Genomic DNA, 7,476 nt, shown 5'->3' on the forward strand with positions numbered 1-7,476 from the left:
GGGGTGACAGGGGCAGGAATTGCCGACGGTACGTCAAAACCACTGCTCGGGACGAGTCGCGCAGCCGCTCGGATCCTTATGACAACGGCATTGACGTGCAACGGCGTCGCCGGTTTCATGGCTCGCACTTCTCCACCCCCCACCCCCCACGAGCAAGGCGGTGATCCGTTGGCACCGACGGTCAAGGACGACACGGGCAGCGGCCCGAGAACGGGTGCCGGCCACGGCGCCATGCACAAGTCCATCGGCCTGCTGGACGGCGCGGCGATCGCCGCCTCCAGCACGGCCGCCACCAGCAGCATCGGCATCGGACTGGGCCTGATGGCCGGGGTCGTCGGCCTCCACCTGCCCGCGATCATGCTGCTGGCCTTCCTCCCCGTGCTCGCCATCGCGGGCGGCTACGGTCGGCTGAACGCCGTCGAGCCGGACGCGGGCAGCAGCTACCGCTGGGTCGGCCGGACGCTCAGCCCCTGGCTGGGGTTCCTCACCGGATGGGTCAACACCGTGGGCACGGTGGTCTTCATGGCCTACACCACCACCGTCACCGGCTCGGCGGTCATCCAGCTCCTCGGCCAGGCACACGTGCGCAGCGTCGCCGGCCTGCGGCTGGACCCGGACTCGACCGTCCAGTGCACCCTGCTCGGCCTCGCCGTCCTGATCGGCGCCGCGCTGGTCGCCGTCCGCGGACTCGACCTCGCCGCCCGGTTGCAGAAGGCGCTGCTGGTCTTCGAGTACGCCGTGCTGCTGGGCTTCTGCGGGTACGGGCTGTTCGCGGGTGACCAGCCGTTCTCGCTCCAGTGGTACAACCCGTTCGACCTCCCCTCCTTCGACGCGGTCGCCCAGGGCATGGTGCTGGCGGTGTTCTGCTACTGGGGCTTCGAATCGGTCTTCAGCGTCGGCGAGGAGGTGCGCGAGCCGCGCGACGCCTCCCGGGCCGGGTTCCTCGCCCTGGTGGTGATGATGCTGCTCTTCCTGCTCGCCGGAACCGCCTTCCAACGGGTCCTCCCGCTCGACGAGTTGGCCGACAACGGCGCCCACGGACTGACCTACTTCGGCACCAGGCTGGCCCACCAGCCGCTGGCCGCACTGCCGTTGATCGCGCTGACCTTCTCCGCGGTCGCCTCGCTCCAGTCCTCGGTGATACCGACCGCGCGCGGGATGTACGCGATGGGCCGCGACGGCGCGCTCGGCCCGGTCTGGACCAGGCTGCACCCCCGGCACGCCACCCCCGCCGTCGGCACCCTGCTGGTCACCGGTATCGCCGTCGTCCTCGCCCTGGTCTCCGTCGTCATCCCCACCGTCAACGACCTGATCTCGGCCGCCGTCAACGCGATCGGCATCATCGTGGCCCTCTACTACGCCCTCACCGCCGTCGCGGCCGCCGTCCGCTTCCGCCACCTGCTGCGCGCCGCCCCACTGGAGGGCCTGCGCGCCGTGGTCGGCCCGCTGCTCGGCGCGGCGGTGCTGCTCGCGGTCGGCGGCTACCTGGCCTGGAGCTTCTACGACTCCACCGACCACTTCGAACTGTCCGCCGACAACGGCTGGTTCGAGCTGACCGTGGTGGTACTGATGGTCGTCACCGGACTCCCCTCGGCGGCCTGGGCCCGCTGGCGGCGCCGCTCACCGTACTTCCTCGACCCGACCGCCTGACCCACCCCGACACGAGCACGACCGAGAACGGAGCACCACCCATGAGCAAGGCCGATCTGGTCCTCACCCGCGGCCCCGTCCACACCGGCGACGCCGCCCGCACCCGGGCGAGCAGCCTGGCCGTGACCGGCGGGCGGATCACCGCCGTCGGACACGACGAGGTCCGGGAGCTGATCGGGCCCGACACCGAGGTCGTGGACCTCACTGGCAAGCTGCTGCTGCCGGGCTTCCAGGACGCTCACATCCACGCGGTCTTCGGCGGCGTCGAGTCAGCCGCCTGCGACCTCACCGGAACCGTCGGCGTGGCCGACTACCTGGAGCGGATCCGCGCCTACGCCGAGGCCGATCCGGGCCGGGCGTGGATCACCGGCAGCGGCTGGTCCCTGGAGAGCTTCGAAGGCGGCCTGCCGACCCGGCAGTTGCTCGACTCGGTCGTCCCGGACCGCCCGGTCTACCTGACCAACCGGGACCACCACGGCGCCTGGGCGAACACCCGGGCCCTGGAACTGGCCGGCCTCACCCGCGACACCCCGGACCCGGCCGACGGCCGGATCGAACGCGAGGCCGACGGCACCCCCTCCGGGATGCTCCAGGAGGGCGCCACCGCCCTGGTCGCCCGGCTGGTGCCGCCGGCCACCGCGGACGAGCGGCTGGCGGGCCTGCTGCGGGCGCAACGCCTGCTGCACTCGCTGGGCATCACCGGCTGGCAGGACGCGCTGCTCGGCGAGTTCAACGGCCAGCCGGACCCCGCCGACGCCTACCTGGCCGCCGCCCGCTCCGGCGCGCTGACCGCCCGGGTGACCGGCGCGCTCTGGTGGGACCGCGACCGCGGCGCCGAGCAGATCCCCGAACTCGTCCAACGGCGAGCAGAGTTGAGCCACGGCCGGTTCCGGGCCGGCTCGGTGAAGATCATGCAGGACGGCATCGCGGAGAACTTCACCGCTGCGATGACCAGCCCGTACCTGGACGGCTGCGGCTGCGCGACGGCCAACTCGGGCCTCAGCTTCGTCGATCCGGCCGCGCTGTGCGAGTACGTCACCGAACTCGACGCGCTCGACTTCCAGGTGCACTTCCACGCCCTCGGCGACCGGGCCGTCCGCGAGGCGCTGGACGCCGTCGAGGCCGCCCGGACGAAGAACGGCCGGCGCGGCACCCGGCACCACCTCGCCCATCTCCAGGTGGTCCACCCCGACGACATCCCCCGCTTCGCCCTGCTCGGCGCGATCGCCAACATCCAGCCGCTGTGGGCCGCGCACGAGCCGCAGATGGACGAGCTGACCATCCCCTTCCTCGGCCCCGAACGCGCCGCCCGGCAGTACCCGTTCGGCATGCTCCAGCGCGCGGGCGCCACCCTGGCGGCGGGCAGCGACTGGCCGGTGAGCAGCCCGGACCCGCTGGCCGGCCTGCACGTGGCGGTCAACCGGATGGAGCCGGGGGCCGTCGACGGCCGGGTCTTCCTGCCCGAGCAGCGCCTCGACCTGGCCTCCGCCCTCGCCGCCTACACGGCCGGGTCCGCCCATGTGAACGGCCACGACGACGCCGGCACGCTGGCGGTCGGGCAGCTCGCCGACCTGGTGGTGCTCGACCGCGACGTCCTCACCGGGCCCCCGGCGGAGATCGCCGACGCCCGGGTGGAGCGGACCTACGTCGGGGGTGAGCTCGTGTACGCCGCGGAGTGACAGCGGCCCGCAGGCCCTGCGGGGGCCCGGCTCAGCGCGCTGCCGCGAGCCGGGCCCCGGCGGCGTCGATCAGCAGGTCGAGCGCGTACGGGTACCCGCTGCGGCGCATGTCGGTGGTGAGCAGGTGGGCGGTGGCGGCGATGTGGGGGTGGGTGGTGACGTCGAGCCGGGCGTACGAGGCCTGCCAGACCCGTAGGTCGGCGGTGGCGGCGGCGGCCGGGAGGGCGAGGGCGGCGGCGTCGAGGGCGGCGAAGCCGAGGCTCTGGTCGACGAAGGCGTGGTAGATCCGGACCGCCTCCTGGTCCGGGAATCCCGCGGTGCGCAGTACGGAGAGGATCGCCTCGACGGCGGCGGTCTCGTGGGCGCGGCCGGTGGTGCGGTGGGCGGCGAGCAGGGCGGCCTGGGGGTGGGCCAGGTAGGCGGAGTGGATCCGCAGGCCGATGGCGCGCAGGTCGGCGCGCCAGTCGCCGGTCGCCCGCCAGTCGGCCTGGGCGAGGCCGATGAGCTCGTCGGCGATGGCCAGCAGCAGGTCGTCCGTGCTGTGGAAGTAGCGGTAGACGGCGCTGGGGTCGGCTCCGAGTGCGGCGCCGAGCCGCCGGACGGTGAGTGCGTCCGCGCCGTGCTGTTCGACCAGCCGCAGTGCGGTGTCGATGATCAGCTCCTGGGAGAGCACGACGCCCTGCTTGGTGGGTCTGCGGCGGCGGCGCCGGGGCTCGGGGACTACGCGTTCGCTCATGCGCGGCAGGGTATGTCAACGGCGTTGACCGGCGACAGGGGTCGGTCGGCGAAATCCCGCGCGTAGGAGGCAGGGCCCGTCCTCCGGCTGCGACGAAGGTTGCCCCTGGGGCTGGTGGGTTGGAATGAATCGTGGACGGTTCTGTGCGAGCCGTGTCGAAATTCCGGGACCTTCGTAGCGGTGTTCGACGGAACGGTCACCCTCCGCGGTCGGGTGTTCTTGTCGACATGGCGCTTGTTCCGTGCCGGCGCGACGTCTCGGCGCGGATCCGCGCTGGTGGGACCGGCCGCGCCGTGGGTCGGCGGGGACGGGTGGCGTCATGGTGACGTCTGACTGGTCATCAAAGTTCCACGTTCTGGCACGCGGTTGGGTGAATTCCCTTTAAGCTCACGTTAATCATGGCGGTTTCAGGCCACGCTGTGGACTTCTTCGGATAGTCGGGCCATGAGGCCATTCGGACGATGAGAGCAGGGATGAAGACAACGAACGAACTGATGGACGGCGCCGCGCGCGGCCCGTCCCGGTCACGGCCGGGCCGCTCCGGCCGTCGCGTCGTCGGCCGGATCGCGGCGCTCGCCGTCGTCGTCGGGAGCAGCTCGCTGGCGGCCGTCCCCGCCGCGGTCTCGCAGACCGGCGACGGGACGGTCACCGTGAAGGTGATCCGGGCCGTGGACAACTCGGGCACGTACACGCCGGCACTGGAACCGGGCATGGCGGGCGTCAAGGTGACGCTCACCGATGACGCCGGCGTCTCGATCGACGGGACCACGGCGGCGGACGGCACGGTGACGCTGGCGCCCGCGACGAGCAAGGCGAACGGCGGCAAGTACCGGGTGCAGGTGGAGAACCCGAAGCCGGGCGTGCTGTTCCCGGCCTTCGCCTCCCGCCAGGGCCTGGACGGTGCGCCCAACCAGCTCAGCTCCAACGAGGAGTTCGTCGACCTCAGCGGGGGCAAGAACGTCTCCTACACCACCGGGCTGTGGAACCCGGCGGACTACTGCCAGAAGAACGCGCCGCTGGCGACCGCCTGTCAGACGCCCACCTACCAGGGCGGGAACCAGCGCACGCTGGTCACCTTCCCGTACGACCTGCGCGGCCAGGAGGGCCCCGGCAACGCGGCGACGAACATCGCCACCGACGCCGAGACCGGCACGATCTTCGGCCTCGCCTGGAACAAGGCCGACAAGCGGCTGTTCTCCGCGGCGACGGCCAAGCGGACCACCGACTACGGCCCGGGCGGCTCCGGCGGGATCTACGTCACCGACCTGAGCGACCCGGCGAAGAAGAGGACGACCGTCTTCACCACCGTCCCGAACGCGGGCAGCACCGCGCACGGGCCGGGGACGGACGACGCCTTCCTCGACGTGCCCGGGAAGGAGAGCCTGGGCGGCATCAAGGTCACCGACGACGGCAAGGACCTGTTCGTCGTCAACCTGAACGACCGCAAGCTCTACCGCTACGACGCCACCAAGCCGACGGCCTCGGAACCGAAGGCGTCCTACCCGATCCCGAACCCGGGCTGTCCGTCGGCTGCGGACTGGCGGCCGTACGGCCTCGGCATGCAGGACGGCTCCGGCTTCCTCGGCGGGGTCTGCTCCGGCGAGTCCACCGGCAAGCTCACGGACATGCGTGCCGTGGTCCTGCCGTTCGACCTCGGCAGCGGGGCGTTCGGCAAGCCGGTGCTGGACCAGCCGCTGGACTACCCGCGGCAGTCCACCGTCGGCGGGGGTCCGTGCGACGGGGCGGGCTGGTTCCCGTGGACCAGCACCTTCCCCGGTTCGCAGAACGGCCGGCCGTGCGGCAACTCCACCATCGCGTTCCCCGAACCGCAGCTGGGCGAGATCCTGTTCGAGACCGACGGTTCGATGCTGCTGGCCTTCAAGGACCGCTTCGCCGACCGCGGACCGGGTGCTCCGGCGCCGAACTCGGCCACGGTGATGTCCGGCGGCGACCTGGACAAGGCCTGCCCGTCGAACGGCATGTACGTGATGGACGTCAACCTCGGCTGCGGCAAGACCGTCCGCGGCGCCCGGTTCTTCTCCACCGGCTGGGACGAGGTGGGCCACCACAACACGGTGTTCGCGGGCATCGCGCTCTCCAAGGTCGAGAGCACCGTCGCGGGCTCCGCCTTCGACCCGGACCACACCGCGGTCGGCTACGGCACGTCGTTCATGGAGCGCAAGGACGGCGCGCACGACCCGAAGTTCGGCCTGCGGCTGACCCCGGCGAACACCGGATCGCCGTTCGGCAAGGGCGCCGCGATGGGTGACCTGGAGGTGCTCTGCGACCAGGCGCCGCTGCAGATCGGCAACCGGGTCTGGTACGACCCCGAGCGCAAGGGCATCCAGAACCCGGGCCAGCTCCCGGTGAAGGGCGCCACCGTCAACCTCTACGACGAGTCGGGCAAGGTGGTCGGCACCACCAGGACCACCGCGCGCGGCGAGTACTACTTCGACGACAGCAACGTCACCGGCGGCCTCAAGCCGCACACCAAGTACACCATCCGCATCGACAACCCCGCCGACTACGCCAAGGGCGGCCCGCTGTACCACTGGGTGCCCACGGACCACGACGTCGGCGACAACCACTTCATCGACTCCAAGGGCATCGTCCCGGCCGGCACCAAGTTCCCCGAACGGGCGCTGACCACCGGCGGACCGGGTGAGAACAACCACACCTACGACTTCGGCTACCGCCAGCAGGAGGGCGCGCTGAAGCTGGTCAAGCACGACCAGGACGGCAAGCCGCTGGCCGGTGCCAAGTTCCAGCTGTGGCACGAGACCAACGGCACCGACGGTCTGCAGGCCACGGGGACGAAGCCGGACACGCCCGTCGGTGATCCCTGCACCACCGGCACCGACGGCATCTGCCAGGGCAGCGGCGTGGCCGGCACGTACTACTGGCAGGAGTTGAGCCCGCCCGACGGCTACTCGGCGCCGGACACCACGGTCTTCGGACCGCTGGTGCTCACCGCCGACAACCTGGAGGACGGGGTCAGCGTGACGGCCGTCAACAAGCTGATCCCCACGCCGACGCCGACGCCGACGCCGACCGCGACGCCGACGCCCAGCCCGACACCGCCGCCGACCGGTCCGCCGAGCACGCCGGCCCCACCGGCGCCCGCTCCCGGCGGCGAACTGCCGCACACCGGCGCGAGCAACGGGCTCCCGCTGATCGCGACCGGCGCCGCGGCGCTGATCGCCCTCGGCGCGGCACTGTTCGGCGTGGTGCGCCGACGCCGGGCCCAGCACCGGTAGTGGTCGTCCCACTCTGACGGGGTGACACCCGGATCGGGGGGGGGGGGGGGCCCGGGGGGCCCCCCCCCCCCCCCCCCCCCCGGGGGGGCCCCCCCCCCCCCCCCCCCCCCCCCCGCGGGGGCGGGAACCCCCAAGCGCCCCCGACCACCCCAAC

Annotated in this window: 4 protein-coding genes; 3 read left to right on the forward strand and 1 reads right to left on the reverse strand. The window is 72.2% G+C overall.

Annotated features, from left to right (window positions below; all coding sequences use genetic code 11):
- Positions 1-231 precede the first annotated feature (231 nt).
- Both ACH4J0_RS30300 and ACH4J0_RS30305 read left to right on the forward strand, forming a co-directional pair.
- Positions 232-1,650, forward strand: coding sequence for an APC family permease (locus tag ACH4J0_RS30300; RefSeq protein ID WP_396243873.1), 1,419 nt, complete (start codon positions 232-234; stop codon positions 1,648-1,650).
- Positions 1,651-1,691: 41 nt separating this feature from the next.
- Complete coding sequence (locus ACH4J0_RS30305) at positions 1,692-3,329, forward strand: amidohydrolase (RefSeq protein ID WP_396243837.1); 1,638 nt, start codon at positions 1,692-1,694, stop codon at positions 3,327-3,329.
- Positions 3,330-3,360: 31 nt separating this feature from the next.
- Here ACH4J0_RS30305 and ACH4J0_RS30310 read toward each other — a convergent pair whose 3' ends face one another.
- Complete coding sequence (locus tag ACH4J0_RS30310; RefSeq protein WP_396243838.1) at positions 3,361-4,065, reverse strand: TetR/AcrR family transcriptional regulator; 705 nt, start codon at positions 4,063-4,065, stop codon at positions 3,361-3,363.
- Positions 4,066-4,538: 473 nt separating this feature from the next.
- Here ACH4J0_RS30310 and ACH4J0_RS30315 point away from each other — a divergent pair, with 473 nt between their 5' ends.
- On the forward strand, positions 4,539-7,322 hold the full coding sequence (locus ACH4J0_RS30315; protein ID WP_396243840.1) for an SdrD B-like domain-containing protein: 2,784 nt from the start codon (positions 4,539-4,541) through the stop codon (positions 7,320-7,322).
- The last annotated feature ends 154 nt before the right edge of the window (positions 7,323-7,476 follow it).

Source organism: Kitasatospora sp. NPDC017646 (assembly GCF_044329365.1).
In the GTDB taxonomy this organism is placed as follows: Bacteria; Actinomycetota; Actinomycetes; order Streptomycetales; family Streptomycetaceae; genus Kitasatospora.

Excerpts from the sequence above, each read along its gene's own strand:
- ACH4J0_RS30300 (WP_396243873.1), top strand. The coding sequence starts at position 232 with ATGCACAAGTCCATCGGCCTGCTGGACGGCGCGGCGATCGCCGCCTCC.
- ACH4J0_RS30305 (WP_396243837.1), top strand. The coding sequence starts at position 1,692 with ATGAGCAAGGCCGATCTGGTCCTCACCCGCGGCCCCGTCCACACCGGC.
- ACH4J0_RS30310 (WP_396243838.1), bottom strand. The coding sequence starts at position 4,065 with ATGAGCGAACGCGTAGTCCCCGAGCCCCGGCGCCGCCGCCGCAGACCC.
- ACH4J0_RS30315 (WP_396243840.1), top strand. The coding sequence starts at position 4,539 with ATGAAGACAACGAACGAACTGATGGACGGCGCCGCGCGCGGCCCGTCC.